Annotated in this window: 19 protein-coding genes, 1 tRNA gene and 2 pseudogenes; 10 read left to right on the top strand and 12 right to left on the bottom strand. The window is 65.3% G+C overall.

The features are described from left to right. Positions 1-26: 26 nt before the first annotated feature. Genes CH251_RS05075 through CH251_RS05065 form a run of 3 tightly spaced genes read left to right on the top strand, consistent with a single transcriptional unit; the run spans position 27 to position 2,874 of the window. A complete protein-coding gene (locus CH251_RS05075) occupies positions 27-1,118 on the top strand; it encodes a transcriptional regulator (RefSeq protein ID WP_143537912.1) in 1,092 nt (363 codons plus the stop codon). Then, the gene (locus CH251_RS05070) at positions 1,115-2,065 is read left to right on the top strand and encodes an ABC transporter ATP-binding protein (RefSeq protein ID WP_094612106.1); all 951 of its coding nucleotides are present in this window, start codon (positions 1,115-1,117) and stop codon (positions 2,063-2,065) included. The genes CH251_RS05075 and CH251_RS05070 overlap by 4 nt, the downstream gene beginning before the upstream one ends. Then, positions 2,062-2,874, top strand: coding sequence for an ABC transporter permease (locus CH251_RS05065; RefSeq protein WP_094612105.1), 813 nt, complete (start codon positions 2,062-2,064; stop codon positions 2,872-2,874). The genes CH251_RS05070 and CH251_RS05065 overlap by 4 nt, the downstream gene beginning before the upstream one ends. On the opposite strand, the gene CH251_RS05060 is transcribed toward CH251_RS05065, so the two are convergent. The 4 genes from CH251_RS05060 to CH251_RS05045 form a co-directional block, all read right to left on the bottom strand. Further along, positions 2,864-3,673 (bottom strand): lipase, encoded by an 810-nt coding sequence (locus CH251_RS05060; protein WP_094612104.1) that lies wholly within the window; start codon positions 3,671-3,673, stop codon positions 2,864-2,866. The genes CH251_RS05065 and CH251_RS05060 overlap by 11 nt on opposite strands. A gap of 21 nt (positions 3,674-3,694) precedes the next feature. Further along, positions 3,695-4,747 carry a zinc-binding dehydrogenase gene (locus CH251_RS05055; protein ID WP_218828267.1) on the bottom strand — a complete coding sequence of 351 codons (1,053 nt, stop codon included), beginning with the start codon at positions 4,745-4,747 and terminating at the stop codon, positions 3,695-3,697. Between the two features lie 105 nt (positions 4,748-4,852). After that, positions 4,853-4,928, bottom strand: a tRNA-Thr gene (locus CH251_RS05050). A gap of 66 nt (positions 4,929-4,994) precedes the next feature. Beyond that, positions 4,995-5,690, bottom strand: coding sequence for an SDR family oxidoreductase (locus tag CH251_RS05045; protein ID WP_094612103.1), 696 nt, complete (start codon positions 5,688-5,690; stop codon positions 4,995-4,997). 88 nt (positions 5,691-5,778) lie between these two features. On the opposite strand from CH251_RS05045, the gene CH251_RS05040 reads away from it, so the two are divergent. Continuing rightward, positions 5,779-6,297: a CGNR zinc finger domain-containing protein gene (locus CH251_RS05040; protein ID WP_094612102.1), complete on the top strand. Its 519-nt coding sequence runs from the start codon at positions 5,779-5,781 to the stop codon at positions 6,295-6,297. On the opposite strand, the gene CH251_RS05035 is transcribed toward CH251_RS05040, so the two are convergent. The 5 genes and pseudogenes from CH251_RS05035 to CH251_RS05020 all read right to left on the bottom strand — a co-directional run bounded on the left by CH251_RS05035 (position 6,294) and on the right by CH251_RS05020 (position 11,553). Continuing rightward, on the bottom strand, positions 6,294-7,430 hold the full coding sequence (locus CH251_RS05035; RefSeq protein ID WP_373454917.1) for a DNA polymerase III subunit delta': 1,137 nt from the start codon (positions 7,428-7,430) through the stop codon (positions 6,294-6,296). The genes CH251_RS05040 and CH251_RS05035 overlap by 4 nt on opposite strands. Beyond that, positions 7,427-7,465 (bottom strand): annotated as a pseudogene (locus CH251_RS28215) (hypothetical protein). Before CH251_RS28215 ends, CH251_RS05035 begins: the two are co-directional and overlap by 4 nt. A gap of 60 nt (positions 7,466-7,525) precedes the next feature. Beyond that, positions 7,526-10,504 carry a type I DNA topoisomerase gene (gene topA, locus CH251_RS05030; protein ID WP_094612100.1) on the bottom strand — a complete coding sequence of 993 codons (2,979 nt, stop codon included), beginning with the start codon at positions 10,502-10,504 and terminating at the stop codon, positions 7,526-7,528. A gap of 109 nt (positions 10,505-10,613) precedes the next feature. Next, the gene (locus tag CH251_RS05025; protein ID WP_094612099.1) at positions 10,614-11,201 is read right to left on the bottom strand and encodes a hypothetical protein; all 588 of its coding nucleotides are present in this window, start codon (positions 11,199-11,201) and stop codon (positions 10,614-10,616) included. A gap of 148 nt (positions 11,202-11,349) precedes the next feature. Next, positions 11,350-11,553 (bottom strand): cold-shock protein, encoded by a 204-nt coding sequence (locus CH251_RS05020; RefSeq protein WP_005248460.1) that lies wholly within the window; start codon positions 11,551-11,553, stop codon positions 11,350-11,352. Between the two features lie 399 nt (positions 11,554-11,952). On the opposite strand from CH251_RS05020, the gene CH251_RS05015 reads away from it, so the two are divergent. Continuing rightward, entirely contained in the window at positions 11,953-14,322 is a 2,370-nt protein-coding gene (locus CH251_RS05015) for a DEAD/DEAH box helicase (protein ID WP_094612098.1), read from the top strand. 170 nt (positions 14,323-14,492) lie between these two features. On the opposite strand, the gene CH251_RS05010 is transcribed toward CH251_RS05015, so the two are convergent. Beyond that, complete coding sequence (locus tag CH251_RS05010) at positions 14,493-15,260, bottom strand: FadR/GntR family transcriptional regulator (protein WP_179273613.1); 768 nt, start codon at positions 15,258-15,260, stop codon at positions 14,493-14,495. A 157-nt stretch (positions 15,261-15,417) separates the two neighbouring features. Here CH251_RS05010 and CH251_RS05005 point away from each other — a divergent pair, with 157 nt between their 5' ends. Beyond that, complete coding sequence (locus CH251_RS05005; protein WP_218828269.1) at positions 15,418-17,067, top strand: L-lactate permease; 1,650 nt, start codon at positions 15,418-15,420, stop codon at positions 17,065-17,067. Positions 17,068-17,118: 51 nt separating this feature from the next. Further along, on the top strand, positions 17,119-18,381 hold the full coding sequence (locus tag CH251_RS05000; protein WP_094612095.1) for an alpha-hydroxy acid oxidase: 1,263 nt from the start codon (positions 17,119-17,121) through the stop codon (positions 18,379-18,381). Between the two features lie 287 nt (positions 18,382-18,668). Here the strand turns inward: CH251_RS05000 and CH251_RS04995 are convergent. Further along, positions 18,669-19,041, bottom strand: a pseudogene (locus CH251_RS04995) (DUF5131 family protein); the annotation flags it as partial. Between the two features lie 99 nt (positions 19,042-19,140). On the opposite strand from CH251_RS04995, the gene CH251_RS04990 reads away from it, so the two are divergent. Further along, positions 19,141-19,329 carry a hypothetical protein gene (locus tag CH251_RS04990; RefSeq protein ID WP_094612094.1) on the top strand — a complete coding sequence of 63 codons (189 nt, stop codon included), beginning with the start codon at positions 19,141-19,143 and terminating at the stop codon, positions 19,327-19,329. A gap of 229 nt (positions 19,330-19,558) precedes the next feature. Beyond that, entirely contained in the window at positions 19,559-19,990 is a 432-nt protein-coding gene (locus tag CH251_RS04985; protein WP_143537911.1) for a hypothetical protein, read from the top strand. Here CH251_RS04985 and CH251_RS04980 read toward each other — a convergent pair. Further along, positions 19,987-20,475, bottom strand: a complete 489-nt coding sequence (locus CH251_RS04980; RefSeq protein ID WP_094612092.1) for a hypothetical protein — start codon at positions 20,473-20,475, stop codon at positions 19,987-19,989. The two genes, CH251_RS04985 and CH251_RS04980, sit on opposite strands and share 4 nt — an antisense overlap. 26 nt (positions 20,476-20,501) lie before the next feature. Here CH251_RS04980 and CH251_RS04975 point away from each other — a divergent pair, with 26 nt between their 5' ends. Then, on the top strand, positions 20,502-21,557 hold the full coding sequence (locus tag CH251_RS04975; RefSeq protein WP_094612091.1) for a serine/threonine-protein kinase: 1,056 nt from the start codon (positions 20,502-20,504) through the stop codon (positions 21,555-21,557). Positions 21,558-21,929: the final 372 nt, after the last annotated feature.

Genomic DNA, 21,929 nt, shown 5'->3' with positions numbered 1-21,929 from the left:
ACGGGTACGTCCGTACGGTCGATGGAGTGCACAAAAAGTGGCGGTGGCTGGCGGTGGTACTCGGCATCGCCGTGCTCGTCGCCACGCCCTCGGTGATCGAGCGCTGGCCTGTCGACGCGTCGGACATCGATGCGGCCGAACTGCTCTCCCGCGTCCAGTCCTCCACCGCGACCCCGTATTCGGGCTACGCCCAGGCGGTCGGCGGTGTCACCCTGCCGGTCACCGACGGTCTCGGCGGACTTCCGGACTTGCTGGGCGACACCACGACTTTGCGCGCTTGGTATCGCGCCCCGGACAGCTGGCGCGTCGACACCGTGCGCCTCGCCGGAGAGCGCGGTCTCTACCGGAGCCCGGCTCGGCTGTGGAGCTGGGACTACGAACAGAACACGGCCGTGGTGACCCCCGTCCCCGAGCCGAGTCTGCGCCTGCCTCGCCAAGCCGACCTGCTACCCCCGGAGCTCGGGCAGCGGTTGCTCAGCGAGGCGACCGCCGACGAGGTCACTCGACTACCGACTCGTCGGATTGCCGGCCGCGACGCCCCCGGCCTGCGGCTGATCCCGAGTGAACCGCAGAGCACGATCACCGAGGTCGACGTGTGGGCCGACCCCGACAGCGGGCTTCCACTACAGGTCGACGTGCTGGGCGACGGGGTCGCTCGCCCCATCGTCAGCACCGCGTTCCTCGACTTCTCCTCCGCGACCCCCGACGCCGACACCGTCCGTTTCGTCCCGCCGCCGGGTACCGATGTGCAGCAGCAGGACGGTCTCGACATCGCCTCGTTCGCCGACGGGATCGACTCTGCTCGTCTCCCTTCGACTCTGTCGGGACTCGATCTGAGGGACCGCGGAGTCCAGGGTGCGGTGGGAATCTACGGCCGAGGCGTGACAGAGCTGATCGCCGCTCCGCTACCGCGTCGCGCCGCGCGCGGGCTCCTCGATCAGCTGCGGGCCGCGCCGGGCGCGGTCGTCAGCGGCAGCAGCGTCGCTCTGACGATCGGCCCGCTCAACGTCCTGATCACCGAGCCCACCGCTGACCGGCGTCGCTACCTGCTCTCCGGCACCGTCACCGCGCAAACCCTGGCCACCGCCGCCCAGCAGCTCGAAGGAGCAGCCACATGATCCGCACGACCGGCCTGACCAAGAGCTACGGATCGGTGCGGGCAGTCGACGGCGTCGACCTCGACGTGCGCGCCGGCGACATCTACGGCTTCGTCGGTGCGAACGGCTCCGGTAAGACGACGACCGTGCGGATGCTGCTCGGGCTGGTCCTGGCGACCTCCGGGCAGATGCAGGTGCTCGGCGAGGAGATGCCACGGCGACGCAGGAGCGTGCTGCCTCGGGTGGGGGCGCTGATCGAGAACCCAGCCGCCTACCCCAACCTCTCCGGACGCCGAAATCTCACGCTGCTCGACGCGGCCGGGCCGGGTGGGTCCCGGCGCACCAGAAACGCCCGCGTCGGCGAAGCCCTCGAGCAGGTGGGCCTTGCCGGCGTGGGACGCAGACCGGTCAAGCAGTACTCGCTCGGCATGCGGCAGCGCCTCGGCTTGGCCGCGGCGCTCATGCGCACCCCCGAGCTGCTGATCCTCGACGAGCCGACCAACGGTCTCGACCCACAGGGAATCCTGGAGATTCGCGAGTTGCTCCTCGAGCTGCATGCGAAGGGCACCACGGTGTTCCTCTCGAGCCACCTGCTGGCCGAGGTGGAGCAACTGTGCGACCGAGTGGGAGTGCTCGATCGGGGTCGCCTCGTTCTGCAGGATCAGCTCTCGGCGTTCCAACAGCCCACCGGCCGAGTACTCGTGAGCACGCCGGACCCGGCCGAGGCCGTCACCGTGCTCTCCGGAGTCCAGAACGCCACCGTGCTCCACCGTGAAGGGCAGCAGCTCGTGATCGAACACCCGGATTCGGCCCTGCTCAATCGACTGCTCGTCGAAGGTGGGGTCCGGGTGAGCGAGTTGAGCCCGCAGCAGATGAGTCTGGAGCAGTCCGTTCTGGCCGTCACCGGCACCGGCGCCGACCGCGTCGACGGTCCCGTCCGCTCCACCGAGATGGAGGTGACCGCATGATCGGCGTCGAGCTGCGCGCAATGCTGAGCCGACCCCGCACGTGGGTCGTCATTCTCCTGCTCAATCTGCTGCCCACCGTCGTCGCGGGTCTGTTGGCCCTCACCGACGTCGGTCCGCGGCCCGGCGAAGGCCCCGCGTTTCTGTCCGCGGTGCTCACCAACGGTCAGCTCTTCCCGCTCGCCGCGCTCGCCATCGTGCTTCCGCTGTTCCTGCCCGTCGCCGTCTCGGTCATCGCAGGCGACGCCGTAGCCGGGGAGGCTCAGGCCGGCACCCTGCGCTACCTGCTCGCCCGCCCGGTGGGACGGACCAAGCTTCTGGTGGCGAAGCTGATCTCGGTGGCCGCCTTCGTGCTGCTGGCCGTGGTCATCGTTGCCGCTGTCGCGTACTTCGTCGGTACGACGCTGTTCGACACCACGTCGTTGGCCGGCGTCTCCAGCGTGTCCGGCACGGTGCTCACCGATGAACAGGTCGCCGTGCGCACCGTCATCGCCGTGCTCTACGTGACGCTGTCGATGCTCGGAGTGGCGGCCATGGGCCTGTTCCTCTCGACCCTGACCGACTCCCCGCTCGCCGCGACGCTGGGCGCGTTGGCGTTCCTCATCGCCAGCTCGCTGCTGCTGACGCTGGACGCCGCCGACGCCATCGCACCGTATCTGCCGACGCGGTACTGGTTGGCTTTCGTCGACCTGTTCCGCGACCCGGTGCCGACGCGGGACCTGATGCGCGGCGTCGGGTTGCAGGGCGTCTACGTCGTTGTGCTCCTGGGCGCCGCGTGGGCGAACTTCACGACCAAAGACATCACGAGCTGAGACGGCTGCAATCAGCTGCGCCGAGCTGAACGGTGGAGTCGCCGTCCAACTGGGCGGACACGATTGCGCCGACGAGAGGATCGCGGGGCAGGTTCCCGTGGTCGACGGTGGAGTCCGCACACACGCTCTGGACGGGGATGTCGATCGCTCCATCGAGGGTGGCCGAGGACGGCGGGGTCACCACCTGGTCCAGTTCGGTCCACACCGACACCCACTGCGGCCCCTCCGGTGTCTCGTCGCCGGAGTTCAGGGCGGTGAGCACGGAACTGTCGGGGACGAGCTGCTGACAGGCCGTCGGGCATTGGTCGGGCAGGACCTGGGACGCCAGAGCGGCCACCTGGGTGCCGTGATGTGGGGAGCCGAGGGTCACGATGCGTCGAGCCTGCTCGACGCCGCCCAGATCGGTGGCCCAGATCCGGGCCACCACCCCGCCCGCGGAATACCCGACGACGTCGACCGACGTCGCCGCCGTCCGAGTCAGGGCTGCGTCGACGGCGTCGCGCAGGGTCTGCGCCTGCACGGTCAGGTCGCCGACGCCGCCGTCGGGCAGGGCCACGACGGTCGCGTCGCGGCCGTTCTCTCGTAGTTCCGCCGCAAGCACATCCAACGCATCGGTTGATCCGCCGAATCCGGGGACCAGCAGCACCGGGCCGGGCACGGACTGGTCGACGCGTGCAACGGGGTCGCTCGTGGGGCGCGATGCGACGAAGGCCGCCACGGCCGCGACGACTCCGACCAAGACAAGAGCGAGTACAGCGAACACGAGGCGGCGGCGAGCCGGGGCGAGGGAGGCGAACACTCCATCCAGTGTGCCTGCGCGTCAAGCCTGATCGCGGACCACGGGCGGAACGAGGACGAACTTCCCTACGTGGTCCTTCTCCAGAAAGCGCTGCTGCGCCGCCGCGATCTGCTTGAGCGGAAACGATTCGGCCAACAAGGGGCGAATTTCACCGGCTTCGATGTACGACACGACGTTCGGAAACACGTCCTCGCTCCACGCCGTGCACCCGAGGAGCGTCAGATCGTTCAGATACATCGTTCGGAGATCCAACTCGACGACAGGTCCCGCGATCGCACCCGAGGACACGTAGGTTCCACCGCGAACGAGAAGGTCGAGCAGAAGACCGAACCCTGCGCCTGCGACGTTGTCGATCACCACATCGACGCTGCGCTTGCCGAGGAGGCCCGCCAGATCTGCGTCGCGCCCGTAGACCTCGTCGACGCCGAGTTCGCGGAGCTGATCGTGCTTGGCATGGCTCGCGACGCCGATGACGCGCGCGCCGCGCCGCGCGGCGAGTTGTACTGCGGCGGAACCGACTCCACCCGACGCGCCGGTGATGAGCACCGTCGAGCCTCGACGTACTCCCGCGCGAGCGACCATGTTCTCCGCCGTGCCGTACGCACAGGGAATCGTGGCCAACTCCGCGTCGGTCCAGTCACAATCGATCACGAAGACCTCGCTTGCCGGAACGACGACGAACTGGGCGAACGCGCCGTCCATGTCCGAGCCCAACCAGCGCGTCTCGCCCGACGAGAATCCGTCGACACGCATGCACGATCGAACCAGGACCCGGCGGCCGACGATGGATTCGTCGGTCCCGACGCCCACACACACGAGCCCACAGCAATCCGTGCCCTGAATGAGCGGAAACGGTGTCGTGTCGTTCCACCCGCCGTCGGGGTACCAACCCACACGCGTGTTGATTTCGGTGTTGTTCATCCCCGCCGCCAACACTCGAACGAGCACCTCACCCGGACCCGGCACCGGCCTCGGCACCTCGGACAGGACGAGCTTGTCGTAGCCACCGGTGCCGGTGGTGACGATCGCGGTCATCAGGTCACCACCGGTGCCATGCACCTCGTCGGTTCGCATGAACTGATCTTGCAGGACCGACGGGGCTAAGAGGTCGATCCAGAGCATCCGACGTGACAACCAAAAAGGCCCCCAACACGCTGATGCATGTCAGGGGCCTGCTGGTGGAGCCGCCTAAGAGAATCGAACTCTTGACCTTTTCATTACGAGTGAAATGCTCTACCGACTGAGCTAAGGCGGCGTGCCTTTCGGCGTTGGTGAGTCTAACGGAGCATCACGTCGAAACGAAAATCGCCTCCTCGCGCGATCAGCCTGCGAGGCCGAGTCCTTCCGCCGGTCCGCTGAGGATCGACTTGACGTGCCTGGTCACGTCATCGGCGAGCACTTCGGTCTCGCCGGCCTCGACGGCGTCGAGCACCTGGCGCACCACGTCGCGTGGGTCGTTCTTCGGGACGTCCAGATCGGCGATCATGTCGGTATCGGTGTATCCGAGATGCACCCCGACGACGAGGGTTCCCTGCGGTGCGAGCTCGAGCCTCAGCGAGTTGGTGGCCGACCAGATCGCCGCCTTCGACGCGCCGTAGGCACCCGCGCCGCCGAGCCACGACAGCACCGAGTGGATGTCGACCAAGGCCCCGCCGCCGTTGGCCTTCAGGATCGGGGCGAACTCCTGCGCAATTCGCAGCGCGCCGAAGACGTTGGTCTCGAACACCGCGCGAACGTCGTCGATCGAGGTCGTCAGCAACGGTGTCGTTCCGGGAGCGCCGGCGTTGTTGAAGACGATCGACACGTCGGAGGCGATATCGCCAAGCGCTGCAACAGAATCGGCGTCGGCGACATCCAGGGCAACCGGCACCACCCGAGGATCGGAGTCCTCGCGCGGGTTCCTCGCCGTCGCGTAGACCTTCGCGGCCCCACGCTCGAGCAACGCATCGACCGTCGCCTTGCCCAGACCGCGCTGACCGCCGGTCACCAACACTGTTGCTCCTTGAATCGACACCATGGCCGTCACCCTTCTAGACAGAGGTCAAATGCTTTTGATTCTGTCATTAGTAGTTGACCGGCGCGACATAGTCAAATACAGTTCACTTATGTCACTGTCTCCGACGGAGCGCTTCCGCCTCGCGCCGGCACCCGACGGCTTGCAGGTGGTTCAGGATCTGCTCAACACGCGAGCCATCGACGCGTACGACCTTCCCGACCTCATCGCCGACGGCGAAACAGCGTCCTCCACCTGGGGGACGGCGCTCTCGGACGATGACGCAGCCGCCCTACGGATACTGCGATCCGATGTGGAAGCGGCCATTGCAGGCGAAATGGCTGCGCGGCCGGCTGTCCGAGTCGAGCTCGTTCCGGACACCGACGGCACCGTCAGACTCTCGCCCACCGGCACCGGGACCGACTGGATCGCGTCGCAGATCTGGTCCGAAGTGCTTCTCGCCCAACAGGCGGACACGTGGCGTCGACTCAAGCGATGCAGGAACGAGGCCTGCGGATCGGCCTTCTACGACCGGTCCCGCAACAACAGTGGCGTCTGGCACGACGTGAAGACCTGCGGCAACGTTGCCAATCTTCGGGCTTCGCGCGCGCGTAAAAAGGCGCAGGATTAACGCAGCACGTCGCCCAGCGTCGCGACCATGGCATAGATGGCGAACTTCGGTTTCGCGTTGACCGCCAACGACTCTCGGCATTCGAGGATAGCCTCGATACTCTTCAGCAGCGCCTCGGGTGGGACGGCTTTTGCCATGCGTTCGACTTGCTCGGCCATGTCGGGGTGCGTCGCCGTCGCGGTCGATCCGTACGAGCGAGCGAGCGCATCCCGATACAGGCCCACCAGATCCATCAGCGCGCGATCGAGTGAATCGCGACCGGTTCTGGTGGCACGCGACTTCTGCCGCTTCTCGAGATCCTTGAGCACCCCGGCCGAACCGCGCAGCGCGCCCGCTGCACCCTTACCGGTGCCGCCCGCACCCAGGGCCGTCCGCAATTCCTCGGTTTCGGCCTCGTCGCGCGAGGCACTCATTTCCTTGGCCTCGTCCTCGGCGGCCTTCACCAGCTCCTCGGCCGCGAGATAGGCCTGATTGGGGCGGGCCGCTGCCGACGCCAGAGCCAGCGCACGCTTGCGACGCGCCCGCGCATCCTCGTCGGTGGCGAGTCGACGAGCCCGGCCCACGTGGCCGCCGCTGATCGACGCGGCCCATTCCGCCGTCTCGGCGTCGAGCTTGTCGCGGGTCTGCAGCACCTGGGCGATCGCCGGCACCGTGGGCGTGACCAGCGAGACGTGCCGGCACCGCGAGCGCAGAGTCACCGAGATGTCCTGCGGATCGACCGACGGAGCACACAGCAGGAACACCGTCCGCGCCGGCGGCTCCTCGACGACCTTGAGCAACACGTTTCCGGCACCCTCGGTGAGTCGGTCGGCGTCCTCGACCACGACGACCTGCCACAACCCGGTGCTGGGTCGACGCGAGGCGATGGAGACGATGTCTCGCATCTCCTTGGTGCTGATGCTCAATCCCTCGGGTACGACGCGTCGCACATCGCCGTGAGTTCCAGCCATCGTCGTCGAACAGGCCTGGCAATGCCCACAGCCCGGAACGCCCTCGGTGGTGCACTGCAACGCCGCCGCGAAGCACAGGGCGGCGATGGAACGACCGGACCCGGGTGGGCCGGTGAAGAGCCACGAATGCGTCATCGCCGAGGAGTCGACGCCGCTGCGAGCAGCAACCGCTGCGGCCGTCAGATCGGCCTCGACATCTTCCTGACCGACCAATCGATCGAACACACCCGCCATGCACGCAACCCTAGTGGTTGGGGCCGACAACCCGAACCCGCGAGCTATTCGCTGTCGGTCTTCTTGGCCGGAGCCTTCTTCGCGGCAGTGGTCTTGGTAGCGGTCTTCTTCGCAGCAGCTTTCTTGGCCGGAGCCTTCTTCGCGGCGGCCTTCTTGGCCGGAGCCTTCTTGGCAGCCGCCTTCTTGGCCGGTGCCTTCTTCTTCACCGGTCCGCGAGCACGCCTGTCCGCCAACAACTCCGACGCACGATCGTCGGTGATCGACTCCACGTCGTCGTCCTTGCGCAGGCTGGCGTTGGTCTCACCGTCGGTGACGTACGGCCCAAAGCGACCGTCCTTGATCACCATCGGCTTCTCGCTGATCGGGTCGACGCCCATCTCGCGCAGCGGCGGCTTGGCTTCGCCCTGACGACCCCGACGCTTGGGCTCGGCGTAGATCTTGAGCGCCTCTTCCAGCGTGACGGTGAACATCTGATCCTCGTCGGCGAGCGAGCGAGAGTCGGTGCCCTTCTTCAGGTACGGGCCGTAGCGACCGTTCTGCGCGAGTATCTCTTCCTTGGACTCCGGATCGACTCCGACGACGCGCGGCAGCGACAGCAGCTTGAGCGCATCCTCGAGCGTGATGGTCGCCAGATCCATGGACTTGAGCAGAGAGCCGGTGCGCGGCTTGGGGCCGGTCGCCTTCTTCGCAGCCGCCTTCTTGGCCGGTGCTTTCTTGGCCGCGGCCTTCTTCACCGCGGTCTTGACCCCGCCGCCGCCATCACTGTCGTTGCCGGACGGCACCGGGACGATGTCGGGCTCGGGGGGCGTCGGTTCGGGCTCCGGCTCGGGCAGGATCTCGGTGACGTAGGGCCCGAAACGACCTTCCTTGGCGACGATGTCGTGACCGGTCAGCGGATCGACACCGAGCTTGCGGCCCTCTTGCGGTGTGGCGAACAGCTTTTCGGCGAAGTCGATCGTCAGCTCGTCCGGCGGAAGATCGTCGGGCAGGTTGGCGCGCTGGCTGATCGGATCGCCGTCGGGATCATCGTCGTTGCGCACCATGCGCTCGAGGTACGGACCGTAACGGCCTACGCGCACATGGATTTCGCGACCCTCGGAGTCGTCGAACAAGCGGATGGAGTTGATGGTGCGCGCATCGATCTCTTCGAGATTCTGGCCCACCATCTTCTTCAGACCACCGGAGCGGGCCACCGAACCCTCGGCACCGGTATCGCCGCCGAAGTAGAAGCTCTGCAGCCAATTGCCGCGTCGCTCACGGCCTCCCGCGATGGCGTCGAGGTCGTCCTCCATACCTGCGGTGAAGTCGAAGTCCACCAGACGCCCGAAGTGCGCCTCCAGCAACGCAACCACCGAGAACGCCACCCACGACGGCACCAGTGCACTGCCACGCTTGTAGACGTACCCGCGGTCGAGAATGGTCTTGATGATCGACGAATACGTCGACGGCCGACCGATGCCCAGTTCCTCGAGCGTCTTGATGAGCGACGCCTCGGTGAACCGTGCGGGCGGGTTGGTGGTGTGACCGTCGGGATCGAGCTGGGTTGCGGTGACGGCCTGGCCCTGAACCAGTGCAGGCAAACGAGATTCGGCGTCGTCGGACTGTCCGCCCGCCTGATCGTCGACGCTCTCCACGTAGGCCTTGAGGAAGCCGGCGAACGTGATGGTGCGACCCGACGCCGAGAAGGTGCACTCCTCGCCGGTTCCGGCCGTTCCGGTGATACGCAGTGTCAGCGTGGTGCCGCGAACATCGGCCATCTGCGACGCGACCGTGCGCTGCCAGATCAGCTCGTAGAGCCGGAATTCGTCGGTCTGCAGAGCCGAGTGCAACTGACCGGGCGTCTGGAAGACATCACCGGACGGGCGGATGGCCTCGTGGGCCTCCTGCGCGTTCTTGACCTTGCGGGTGTACTGACGCGGCGAGGGATGGACGTACTCCGGCCCGTAGAGCTCGGTCGCCTGCGTGCGTGCCGCGGAGATCGCCGACGCGGACAGCGTCGTCGAGTCGGTACGCATGTAGGTGATGTAGCCGTTCTCGTACAGCCGCTGCGCGACACGCATGGTGCGCTCGGAGCTGAAGCGCAACTTGCGGGCGGCTTCCTGCTGCAGCGTCGACGTCATGAACGGCGGATACGGCTTGCGCGTGTACGGCTTGTCCTCGGCGGACGCGACCGTCAGGTCGACGCCTTCGAGGGCCTCGGCGAGGCGTCGGGCACGAGGTTCGTCGAGGACGGTCACTGCATCGGACTTGAGCTTGCCGTCGGCCCCGAAGTCGCGACCGGCGGCGACGCGATTGCCGTCGACATTGACCAGACGGGCACCGAAACTACGCGGCGTTGCCTCGGCTCCGGCGTCGAGCGTGGCGGAGATGTCCCAGTACTCGGCACTGCGGAACGCCATCCGCTCGCGCTCGCGCTGGACGACGATGCGGGTGGCGACGGACTGCACTCGGCCTGCCGAGAGCTTCGGCATGACCTTCTTCCACAGCACCGGGCTGACCTCGTAGCCGTAGAGACGGTCGAGGATACGACGCGTCTCCTGGGCGTCGACCAGGTCTTGGTCCAGGTCGCGGGTATCGGCCGCTGCGGCGAGGATGGCGGGCTTGGTGATCTCGTGGAACACCATGCGTCGAACGGGGATCTTGGGGTTCAGGGTCTCGAGGAGATGCCAGGCGATGGCCTCACCCTCGCGGTCGGGGTCAGTGGCGAGATAGAGCTCGTCGGCGTCCTTGAGCAGGCTCTTGAGCTCTGCGACCTTGCCCTTCTTCTCGGGTGAGACGACGTACAGGGCCTCGAAGTCGTGGTCGACGTCCACGCCGAGACGCGCCCAGGGTTCACCCTTGTACTTGGCGGGAACGTCCGCGGCACCGCGGGGAAGGTCGCGAATGTGGCCGACGGAAGCCTCGACGACGTAGTTGCTCCCGAGGTACGGGGCGATCTTCTTTGCCTTGGTCGGAGACTCGACGATGACCAGACGACGTGGCTCGGCGGAGCTGTCCCCCGTGCCGTTGTTACGTGCTGCCACCTTGCTGCCGAACCTTCCCTAGTGCGTTTTCACAGGCAGATTTGCCTGTCCCACTACTAACAGACTGACATACGTCGGCCAAATACTCGCAGATCAGTCACAGATCGTTCTACTCGGCGTGGGGCCAATTGGTACGTGCGTCCACGTTCTGCGGAGGCTCGCCGACGTTCTCGGTGAGGCGCAACAGCCGACGTCGACCGGTGATTCGGAGGCCCGGATTGGATCCGCGAGTGCCGATGAGCGTCGGCGCAATACCCGCGCGCATCAGCGACTGAGCGAGAACGGCGTGCGTTTCGGGCGCATGGGGATCCAGGCCGAGCACGTACCGCTCCCCCTCGGCCTCGGGACGACCCGATGCGAGCACCCAGGCGCGCAGTTCGCGGGAACCCGGTACCCAACCGGGCGGGACGGCCTTGACAGCGCCCTTGGTCCACAGAGACGCCAATGCGGACAGTTCGGGCACCGACGCGGTACGCACCAGTGGCCTGTCCTCTTCCGATCGACCGAGCTCCGGCGTCAGACCGCATTGCTCGATGAGTTCGGCGATGGCATCCGCGCGCCACTGCGCGTCGACCACGACGGAAATTCGGGCCGCACCCGCGGAGGTGACGACATGGCCGGTGGCAGCCAGCAGCCCACTGAGATCGGTCACCGCGGGCGGCAACGACTCGGCGGAGAAGAAGGACAGCTGGTTCACAGCATGGACATTAGGACATCGACGCCCACGCTCACGGCTTTCGGCGCTCCCCGGTGGTTCGCACAAACGAAACATCCCCCTTTCCCACCGGACTTGTACGACCGATCGAAAAGGGGGATGACGGTTCTCGTCTCCGAAAAGAAGAGAATCAGACTGCGCGAACGCCCGTTGCCTGAGGACCCTTGGTGCCCTGGCCGACCTCGAACTCGACGCGCTGGTTCTCCTCGAGGGTGCGGAAGCCGCTGCCCTGGATCTCGGAGTAGTGGACGAAGACGTCAGCGGAGCCGTCTTCTGGTGCGATGAATCCAAAGCCCTTTTCGGCGTTGAACCACTTCACAGTTCCCTGAGCCATGCTTTTCCTTCTCTTTCTAACACCGGATTCGATGGAGCGCACTTTCGGTCCATCGGGCCGGTTCCGACCGCTGCACTTTCCTGAATCCCCCTCAGGATTCCCCCTGACGGACGAGCTCTTCCAGTACCGCGCCCGCAACGATAGATCCTGCGAGCGTAGAACGAACACAGAAGCTGCGACCGGGTCAAGTGAACCATGAGATCCGCGTTCGCAACAGTCGAAAGTCGAGCGTTTTCGAACATTTTGTCCGAGTTGTCGAAACGGACAACGCCGGACGGGTGAACAGCCCCTCTCACCAGGGCTCGAAGGGGCCCGGCAGGGTCCGCGCTAGCATGGGGATCCCAGGTCGCGAAGAGCCCGACGGCACTTGTAGATCGAACGAATGCATGGAGACCGGCAGTGAGCGAGCAACATCCGCACGGCGGTGCGGATGCCGGTAGTTACGGGCAGCGGTTGCTGGATCGAGTGTTGGCGGGATCGCCCGCGAGCGAAAGCCCGTTGACCCACGTCGCCGAACTGCCGGCACGGGCCTCACAGTTCGCCTCCTGGCCGTCGTGGGTGGGCCCGGAAGTGGTGCAGGTGATCACCTCTCGTGGGATCGCACAACCGTGGACGCATCAAGCACATGCGGCAACACTCGCGGCCGAGGGCAGTCATGTGGTGCTCTCGACCAGCACCGCGTCGGGCAAATCGCTGGCATATCAACTGCCGATTCTGACGACTCTCTCCGCCGACGCCCGCGCAACCGCGCTGTACCTGGCTCCCACCAAGGCCCTCGGTGCCGATCAGCTACGCACCACGATCTCGATCACCGACGAGTTACGTTCGCTGTCAGACGAACTCGCCGAAGTGTTCCCCAGCGCGTACGACGGTGACACGCCGATCGAGATTCGCCAGTGGGCCCGCGCCAATGCGCGGTGGATCTTCACCAATCCCGACATGCTGCATCTCGGCATCCTCGGCTCGCACGAGCGATGGTCGCGGTTCCTCCGCAATCTCCGCTACGTGGTGGTGGACGAATGTCACTACTACCGCGGCGTTTTCGGATCCAACGTGGCATTGGTGCTACGTCGACTACGACGCCTGTGCGCACGGTACGGAGCATCGCCGGTATTCGTTCTGGCCAGTGCGACGACGTCCGAACCGGGGAGGGCAGCCAGTCGACTCATCGGAGCGCCGTGCGAGGAGATCACCGAAGACGGATCCCCGCACGGGGCGCGCACCGTCGCACTGTGGGAACCACCGCTGCTCAAGGAGATCACCGGCGAAAACGGCGCTCCGGTAAGGAAGTCCGCCGGTGCCGAGGCGTCGCGCATCATGGCCGACCTTTTGGTGGAGGGTGCCCGAACGCTCGCTTTCGTTCGGTCCAGACGCGGAGCCGAGGTGACCGCGCTGGGTACCCAGAGAATTCTCGCCGACGTCGATCCGCAATTGGTACGACGCGTCGCCGCCTATCGCGCAGGGTATCTGGCGGAGGATCGGCGCAAACTCGAATCCGATCTGTCCGACGGCACCCTGCTCGGGGTGGCCACCACCAATGCGCTCGAATTGGGCGTGGACATCGCCGGTTTGGACGCGGTGATCGTCGCCGGCTTCCCCGGCACCGTCGCGTCGTTCTGGCAGCAGGGAGGGCGAGCCGGACGACGCGGGGAGGGCTCACTGCTGGTACTCGTGGCGCGTGACGATCCCCTCGACACGTATCTGGTGCATCACCCAGCGGCACTGTTGGACAAGCCCGTCGAGGCCACCGTCACCGACCCCACCAATCCCTACATTCTGGCTCCGCAATTGCTTTGCGCTGCAGTCGAACTGCCGATCACGTTGGCCGAGGCCGAGTCGTTGAGTGCGGAATCGGTACTCGAGGAACTCGAGCTGAAGGGTTACGTACGCAAGCGTCCGCACGGGTGGTTCATCACCCCCGAAGGACAGCAGCTCTCGCCGCACGGTGCAGTGAACATTCGCGGCGGCACCGGTGTGCAGGTGGCCATCGTCGACGGTGAGTCGGGCCGCATGCTCGGCACCGTCGACGGCGGCCGAGCGCCCGCCACCGCTCACCCCGGTGCGGTGCACATTCACCAGGGTGAGTCGTTCGTCGTCGACGAACTCGATCTCGATGCCGGTCTCGCACTGGTGCACTCCGAACAACCCGAGTGGAACACCTCGGCGCGCGAGATCACCGACATCTCGATCACCGCGGTGCACGAATCCGTCGACTACGGCGAGGTACGCGTCGCGCTGGTTCAGGTGAACGTGACGCATCAGGTCGTCGGATATCTGCGACGCCTCCTCTCCGGCGAGGTACTCGATTCCATCGAACTCGACATGCCCGCAAAGACACTCGACACCCGAGCCGTCATGTACACCATCACTCCGGAGTTGTTGGAGCGCAGCGGAGTTCCGTACGAACGATTCCCCGGATCGCTGCACGCAGCAGAACACGCAGCCATCGGATTGCTGCCCCTGGTTGCGACGTGCGATCGCTGGGACATCGGTGGAGTGTCTACGGCACTGCACCCCGACACCGGCCTGCCGACGGTCTTCGTCTACGACGGATACGACGGCGGAGCAGGCTTCGCCGACCGCGGTCACGTGGCCATCGCCGACTGGCTCGCGGCTACCAAAGACGCCATTGTCTCGTGCGAATGCCAAACAGGCTGCCCTTCCTGTGTGCAATCCCCCAAATGCGGAAACGGTAACGATCCATTGGACAAAGACGGTGCCGTTCGAGTGTTGACCGCGGTGTTGGCGGCCATCACTCGGGAGGGGTGAGTGGCCGCCCAAGTTCGGCCGCAAACGCGCGCGCATTCGCTGAACGCGAGCAAAATTGCTGCCAGACCGGGGCGGATCTGCGTGCGCCTGACAAAAGCGCGCGCGTTTGCGGTGGCTGGGCGCGATAGCCGCCCTAGTGCGTAGCTAGGGCCGGTTTCAGAGCCGGTGTGTCACGACGCGTCCGTCCTGTTGTGAATGGACAGGGCCTCAGCGGACGACCGGATGTGTTCCTCGGCCGACTTCATTGCGAGGTCTGCATCGCCTGCTTCGACGGCGGCCAAAATCTGCCGATGTTCGGCTTTCAAGGTATCGGCCAGCGAGTCCCAATCCTCGATACCCAACAGCGCGGCAAGGATGGGCGCACGCATCGATTCGCGGATTGCCGCGGTGAGCGACGCAACGAAGTCGTTACCCGAGGCCTCGGCCAAGGCGATGTGAAAATTCGTGTCGGCGTCGTTGAAGACCTCCCGGGTGACACCCCGCGCTTCCATGATCTCCACGGCATCCCTGGCCCGGGCGAGCTTGTCCTGATCGGGGGCCACGGCGGCGAGGTGAACGCTGGCCCGCTCGAGCGCTACTCGCGTGCTGATCAGGTCGTCGATCCGAAAGTTGGCCAGTGCCACGTGCAGGCGAAGGAGACGTGTGAGCGCGGGCCGCGGCAGAGCCGCAACGAAGGTGCCGGCTCCGGGACCCGAACCCGGTGACGACCGTAGAATTCCACTGCTCTCGAGGACGCGTACCGCTTCACGGACCCCGGCCCGGCTCACGTCGAGCTGAGCTGCGAACTCCCGCTCGGGCGGCAGCGGATCCCCGACGCGGAGATCGCCCGCCATGATGCGCTCCTCGATCGCGTCGATGACCAGCTCGTGCGCGCGGGCGCGTCGGACCGGCTTCCACGAAAGCGGTTCGTTCTGCGCCCGTCCAGCGTCGTCAGCCATATCGGTCATCCAACCAGAAGAAGGTCTGTGGCCTCAGCCTCTTGACCCCGTCGAGTGTGATCCATACCATTCCCTATGTGGTCAGACCTCACATACCTTCAAGGTCTTGAATGGAGTACCTGTGTACACACCCGATCTCGCACCGCTCGCGGGCAGCATGGGATTGTCCGCTGCGGTGGCTTGCCTGCCCCTGCTGACGGTCTTCGTCACGCTGGGCGTTCTTCGATGGAAAGCCCACTTCGCCGGCCTGGCCGGGCTCGTCGTTGCGCTGGCAGTGGCGGTTCTGGCCTACGACATGCCGGTGAACCTGGCCGGGCTGTCGGCCACCCAGGGCTTCGCCTTCGGGTTGTTCCCGATCGTGTGGATCGTCATCTGCGCGATCTGGCTGTACGAGCTGACCGTGACGAGTGGACGTTTCGACGACCTGCGCCGCATCATCGACGCCATCTCCGACGATCCGCGCATCCAGGCCATCATCATCGCGTTCGGCTTCGGCGGGCTACTCGAAGCTCTCGCCGGATTCGGTGCTCCGGTCGCCATCACCGGTGTCATGCTGCTGGCCATCGGATTCGCTCCGATGCGCGCAGCCGTCGTCGTATTGCTCGCCAACACCGCGCCGGTTGCCTTCGGTGCCATCGGCATTCCGATCCTGACCGCTGGGAACCTGACGGGTATCGACTACCACGAGATCGGCGCGTACGTGGGCCACCAGACCCCGTTCATCGCCCTGTTCGTGCCGCTGTTCATCGCGTTCTTGACCGATGGTCGACGCGGCGTCGCCCAGACATGGCCGGTCGCCCTGGCCGTCGGCGTCGTGTTCGCCGTCGCGCAGTGGGTCAGCGCAACCTGGATCTCGGTCGAGCTGACCGACATCATCGCCTCGCTGGCGGGCATCGCCGCAGCAGTCGTCGTTCTGCGGTTCTGGAAGCCGACCGGATCCGACGCGGCCCGCGAACGCATCCTCTCGGCCCGAGATGCCGATCTCGATTCGGGGAGTTCCGGCACTGCCCCGATCACGCCTGCACCGGTCGCCACCCGCACCATCGAGGCCGCGCCGCTGACGACGCAACGAGTGTGGCTCGCACTGTTCCCCTACCTTCTCGTGATCGCGGTGTTCTCCGTTGCCAAGCTGTGGTCGCCGGTCACCAGGTTCCTCGCCTCTACCGACATCGCCGTGCCGTGGCCCGGTCTCGACGGCAACATCCTCACCGCCGCCGGTTCCCCCGCCACCACCACCATCTACAAGTTCACCTGGCTGTCGACGCCGGGAACACTGCTCCTGATCTGCGGTGTCATCGTGGCCGCCGTCTACCGCGTCAGCGCTCCCGACGCCGCCCGCCTGTTCGGAAGCACGCTGGTCAAACTCCGATTCTCCGCACTCACGGTGGGCGCTGTGCTGGCGCTCGCCTACGTGATGAACCAGTCGGGGCAGACCATCACCATCGGTACCTGGATTGCCGGCACCGGCGCATTCTTCGCCTACCTTTCCCCGATTCTCGGATGGCTGGGAACCGCGGTCACCGGTTCGGACACCAGCGCGAACGCCTTGTTCGCGACGCTGCAGCAGACTGCAGCGATCAACGCCGGCATCGACCCCACCCTGCTGGTTGCCGCCAACACCTCGGGTGGTGTGGTGGGAAAGATGATCAGCCCGCAGAATCTCGCCATCGCCGCGACCGCGGTGGGGTTGGTCGGCCGAGAGTCCGAGATATTCCGAAAAGTCATCTGGTGGAGCCTCGGCCTGCTGCTTGCCATCTGCCTCTTGGTCGGACTCCAGAGTTCGGTACTGGCCTGGATGCTCCCCTGACCCGTCGTCGCCCTCACTCACCGCAAGACTGCACAGAATCGAGACCATGACATGCCCATCACCCGGCAGATGCCCAAAGCCACCGACCTGCGCGAGGTCCTCTCGTTCAAGAAGCCCGATCTGAACCTGCGTCGACGACGCCTGAACGCCGCACTCACCATCGACGATCTCCGCACCATCGCCCGTCGCCGTACCCCGCGCGCGGCATTCGACTACACCGACGGTGCCGCCGACGCCGAGATCTCACTAGCGCGGGCTCGTCAGGCCTTCCGCGACGTCGAGTTCCATCCCTCGATCCTGCGGGACGTCTCCCACGTCGACACCTCGACGACGGTGTTCGGTGGACCGTCCGCGCTCCCGTTCGGTATCGCACCGACGGGATTCACCCGCCTGATGCAGACCGAGGGTGAATACGCCGGATCTGCCGCAGCCGGAGCTGCCGGCATTCCGTTCTGCCTCTCGACCCTGGGCACCACGTCGATCGAGGACGTCAAGGCCACCAATCCGAACGGTCGAAACTGGTTCCAGCTCTACGTCATGCGAGACCGCGACATCTCGTTCGGTTTGGTCGAACGCGCCGCGAAGGCAGGCTTCGACACACTCCTGTTCACGGTCGACACGCCGGTAGCCGGGTCACGCCTGCGCGACAAGCGCAACGGATTCTCCATCCCGCCGCAATTGACCGCGTCGACGATCGCCAACGCCATCCCGCGTCCCTGGTGGTGGTGGGACTTCCTCACCACGGCCAAACTCGAGTTCGCGTCGCTGTCCTCTACTGGCGGCACGGTCGGAGAGCTGCTCAACTCAGCGATGGATCCGTCCATCTCGTTCGAGGATCTCGACGTCATCCGCGCCATCTGGCCCGGCAAGCTGGTCGTCAAAGGTGTTCAGTCGGTGGCAGATTCGGTCCGTCTCGCCGAACTGGGAGTCGACGGGATAATCCTGTCGAACCACGGAGGCCGACAACTCGATCGCGCTCCTGTCCCCTTCCATCTGCTGCCTCAGGTCGTGCGCGAAGTCGGCTCCGATTTCGAGGTCGCCGTCGACACCGGCATCATGCACGGTGCCGATATCGTCGCCTCCATCGCGATGGGAGCGTCGTTCACGCTCGTCGGCCGGGCGTACTTGTACGGTCTGATGGCCGGAGGTCGTGCAGGCGTCGACCGCATGATCGAGATCCTGCGCGAAGAAATCGTGCGCACCATGCAACTGCTGCAGGTCAATTCACTTGCCGAGCTGACCCCGGAGCACGTCACTCAACTCACTCGATTGGCTCCTCTGCAATCAGGTGCGCGCACCTTCACGCCACGCTGACCGCTGCTGGCGAACCATCGCGGCCGGGGTTGGAGGCAGGGGTTTCGCGGCAAACGCGCGCGCATTCGCTGAACGCTCGCGAATTCGCCGGCCAAACGGGGCGATTCCCCGCGCACCTGACGAACGCGCGCGCGTTTGCGGATTCGGGCTGGCGGGCGGGACCGCTGACCCTCACCCCGGACCCGCCCGAGCCGAGGCGATGGCGTCGGACATTCCGAAGCGCCCGAGCAACCGCGACCAAATACGTAGGTGGCGCTAGACGTGCGGGCCAAGCGCGAGACGGACTACCGTGCCGACAGCTTCGTCAGCACCTGGTAGTTGTGCCTCGGCGTATCGGCGATGACATCGAACACGTCTCGCACGAAGCTAAGCGACACCTTGGCGTGGAACAGGTCCGACATCGAGTTCACGAACTCCACGCGTGGATTGCACCAATACCACGGCGCATACACACCGCCTGAGAATCGGTCGCAACATCGAACCCGGGACCGTACGAACGCGGGTCACCATCGGTCTGATACTCCTTCGACCCCATGGCCTTGAGCCTGCGCGCCAGCACGAATCGCACCCAGTCGAGACGCGGCCACAGCCCGTGGTGGGCTTTCACGCGACCTCGGTCCACTCGGTCGCAGAACCTGCTTCTGATCGCAGGTGATCCATTAGTTATAGCGCGACCAGGTGTGGCCGAAAGTTCAGCGACGTTACGCGATCGCACCCGTGCACACTCACGCGCTCGTCACCTAAGACGGTTGCCTGGACGTGTGCTGCTCCAAGAGCTCGCGCCAGATCTGCCTTCTGCGCGATTCCGGTCGTCCCGGCAAGAAAGCCAGCGACGAGGAGAACGGATTGGTCGTCGAGGCGGCGAGAGGTATCGACAGTGCGCACGGCGTCGTCGGCGAGAAGGGCCGCCGCTATGAGCCGCTCTCCGGCATCGTCGACCGCCATTAGCGCACAGCCGTCACGAGTGGCTAGGGCAGCGACCTTGCGCCCAGCTTTCCTTAGATCATTGCCACGCAGCGCACTGTTCGCCGTCTGTGCTGCGCAAACCCGGTCCAGGAGACTAACCGGAGTGCTCATATCAGCAAGTATGCCTTTCCTAGACCCGGATCGAAAGGACATTGCTAAGCAAGTTGCTTACCTATCGGCCTTGCGCGATCCTTGAGGTGTGGACGAGGCAGTGACGATCCGGGACGCAGCGACGCGCCTCGGCGTCTCGCGGCAGCGCATCAACCAGATGCTCAAGGCAAGAGACCTCTATGGCCCGCCGCAACCATCGGGAACACGTGCGCCCCGCAATGCCCCTCGGGTGTTCGTCTCGTCGCTGGAATCCTGGGAAGCGGGGCACGCTGGCCGACGCGGCGGATCTCACACGGTCAGCGAGGCGACGTTGCGAGACGATGCCTACCGGATGAAGCTCGCCCTCGATGTCGCGCGCGATCAGCTCACAATGGAACGACGGCAGAACGAGAAGCTGACTGGCCTGCTGGCGGACGCGGTCGCCGCTCTTCAGGCCGAACACGAAATGGCCCGGAAGGCCGAGCGGATCACCGAGGAGTACGCCGCGATCGCCACGAATCATCTGGGACCGGACATCCACGAAGTGCCCTAGACCGTCATGCGGTTACCCGCCAGACCCGACAACGCCGCCGCTGTCGCCTCCTTGTACTTCCCGCTAAGAATGGCTTGCGCCTCCTCGTCCAGCTTCTCCTTCACGGTGCCGAACGCCGCTCCACAGTCCTTGCCGTTGCGAATAACGGTGTTGCGAACAACTTCGTGCACCGCCGCCGTAACAGCCCCTTCCGCCAGCAGCCTCAGCCGTGGCCCATCCTGGTTAGAAGGACGCTGGGGCCGGTCAGCTCGACGAACCACCACGCCATCAGGCGCGATGGAACGGGCTCTGCCGCTGATTGATTTGGCTACGTCTCCCAGCCGAACAGCGAGGTCGTCCTCGTCCGCCTTAACGTCGAAGCTGTTCTCTACGCTGACGGCCTGCCTGTCGAACCCGTCTTCCGGTCGCGCATGATCGTCGAGAATCACGGCTGCCACCGTGATCTTCTTGCCGCTGATACTCAGAGCCAAACCCATCACCCGCATCCACACATTATGCGTAGGATCTCGCCATGACGGCACCAATTCCGCCGACGGCACAGATCGTCGATGGCCGGTACGAGATACGAAAGGCTCTGGGGAGCGGAAAATTTGGTGAGGTGTATGAGGTTTTCGATCATTATCTTAAGGAGTCATGCGCCCTCAAGATCCACAAGCAGACGGTGGCGGGCCCGTGGACCGAGGCACAAATCCTCAAGCAACTCGACGGTGAGTACGTCCTGAAGGTCTTGAACGCGGGCCTCGCTGGCGGACGCCCCTACGTCGTGACAGATCTGGCAACGCACGGCACGATCGCAGACCAGATCGACCCAGACGTCGGAGTCCCGATCAGCACAGCCGTTCGTTGGGCCCGGCAAGCGTGCCAGGGTGTCGCCCGCATCCATGATCAAAAATTACTACACCGCGACATCAAACCCGAGAACCTCTTCATCAACCATCGTCAGGACGTTCTAGTCGGAGACCTCGGGCTCGCCCAGCTCCAGGACGCAAACCGACTGGCCGACGCCGCCGGAAGCATTCCGACCATGGCACCAGAAGTTGCACGCATTGGAGCACCCGGTCAAAACCCGACGAACTTGCGTGTCTACGGCGTTGCGGCCGACGTCTACAGCCTTGGCGCAACCCTGTTCTGGATGTTCGCTGGTGCCCAGCCCGTGCCGGGAGCGTCGTCTTACGGCGATGTATGGTCGGCACCTCAACCTGATGTCTGGGACGTGGCACCCCACGTTCCGCAGGGCCTGCGAGACATCGTCAACAAGTCGATTGCGCGAGATTCAGTCGAACGCTACGCCTCGGCTGCTGCTCTGGACTCTGCCCTGGGCGGGCGATCGCTGCCTGCGCGCGAATGGAACCGAGTACAGCCGCACACCGGGCACGAACAGTGCTTCTCCGGGACCAAGGGACATTCCTGCATCGAGGTCTGCGCCATCCCGACAGGTGTACGAACACAGCTGAACATCATCGCACGCCACGCAGCTTCTCATCGAGCCATCAAGGCGGCCCAGCGGACGGTAGCCAGCTCCGGACTCCCAGCGGCATTACGGAGCGCATTCCATGCGTGCAACTGACCTTCAAGCAGGAATCAGCATCGAGGCATGACGAGCTCGAAATTAGCCTCAGAGGCAACGCTTTTCAGGAATTCCCGCTTGCTGCTCCACACCCTTGGCATGCGGAGGAACATGCGACCTTTGAGCAGGTAGTAGCACCCCACCCTGACCGCTGCGGCGGCGACGGTACCGATCGTGTACTCGACCGCTAGTGTTTACACCCATTCGCGATCGAAAATTTGCCCTGACGGTTTACTTGGCGATGAAAAGAGCAGTGCGCAAGCAGTACGGGGATTCCAAGCGCGCTGGGGCGTCGTCCTTCTCGGGGACGCAGGCTAGACGCGACGAATCCCGCGTGACTTGGACGTGAGCCCCTCGCTGTGTGGGAGGCTT

The organism is Rhodococcus sp. 06-462-5 (assembly GCF_002258315.1).
Lineage (GTDB): Bacteria > Actinomycetota > Actinomycetes > Mycobacteriales > Mycobacteriaceae > Rhodococcoides.
The sequence above is the reverse complement of the archived record's forward strand: the minus strand, read 5'-3'. Positions and strand labels throughout refer to the sequence as shown.

Coding starts and splice junctions, on each gene's coding strand:
- CH251_RS05070 (WP_094612106.1), top strand. CDS start 1,115: ATGATCCGCACGACCGGCCTGACCAAGAGCTACGGATCGGTGCGGGCA.
- CH251_RS05065 (WP_094612105.1), top strand. CDS start 2,062: ATGATCGGCGTCGAGCTGCGCGCAATGCTGAGCCGACCCCGCACGTGG.
- CH251_RS05055 (WP_218828267.1), bottom strand. CDS start 4,747: ATGCGAACCGACGAGGTGCATGGCACCGGTGGTGACCTGATGACCGCG.
- CH251_RS05045 (WP_094612103.1), bottom strand. CDS start 5,690: ATGGTGTCGATTCAAGGAGCAACAGTGTTGGTGACCGGCGGTCAGCGC.
- CH251_RS05040 (WP_094612102.1), top strand. CDS start 5,779: ATGTCACTGTCTCCGACGGAGCGCTTCCGCCTCGCGCCGGCACCCGAC.
- CH251_RS05020 (WP_005248460.1), bottom strand. CDS start 11,553: ATGGCTCAGGGAACTGTGAAGTGGTTCAACGCCGAAAAGGGCTTTGGA.
- CH251_RS05010 (WP_179273613.1), bottom strand. CDS start 15,260: ATGGCTGACGACGCTGGACGGGCGCAGAACGAACCGCTTTCGTGGAAG.
- CH251_RS05005 (WP_218828269.1), top strand. CDS start 15,418: ATGGGATTGTCCGCTGCGGTGGCTTGCCTGCCCCTGCTGACGGTCTTC.
- CH251_RS05000 (WP_094612095.1), top strand. CDS start 17,119: ATGCCCATCACCCGGCAGATGCCCAAAGCCACCGACCTGCGCGAGGTC.
- CH251_RS04980 (WP_094612092.1), bottom strand. CDS start 20,475: ATGCGGGTGATGGGTTTGGCTCTGAGTATCAGCGGCAAGAAGATCACG.
- CH251_RS04975 (WP_094612091.1), top strand. CDS start 20,502: ATGACGGCACCAATTCCGCCGACGGCACAGATCGTCGATGGCCGGTAC.